We start from the raw sequence: 267 nt of genomic DNA, 5'->3' as shown, positions 1-267 counted from the left end.
ACATTTTGTCCGTCTAATTAAAGTTGTGCATCAACGGAATATGGAAACGCAGCCTCAATAAAAATGCCGTCTGAAGCTTTCAGACGGCATTGTTGCCGAGGGGTTATTGGAAAGGGTCGGAATCGACGCGGGCGTGACCCTGATCCGGCATATTGTCCAAATCCCGTCCCGGATTGGCGGCGGTGTCGCCTTCGGCAATATCGGAGATGTTTTCCAAAATAATGGCGTAAGCCAAGTTCGGCGCAGTGTGGTAAACCATTGCCAAAC

General features: G+C 50.2%; 1 pseudogene. It reads right to left on the bottom strand.

Annotation, left to right across the window (positions count from 1 at the left end):
* Nucleotides 1-103: 103 nt before the first annotated feature.
* Nucleotides 104-267, bottom strand: a pseudogene (locus ACI43T_RS12100) (LysM peptidoglycan-binding domain-containing protein); the annotation flags it as partial.

Source organism: Neisseria oralis (genome assembly GCF_045062685.1).
GTDB classification, from domain to species: Bacteria; Pseudomonadota; Gammaproteobacteria; order Burkholderiales; family Neisseriaceae; genus Neisseria; species Neisseria oralis.
The sequence above is the reverse complement of the archived record's forward strand: the minus strand, read 5'-3'. Positions and strand labels throughout refer to the sequence as shown.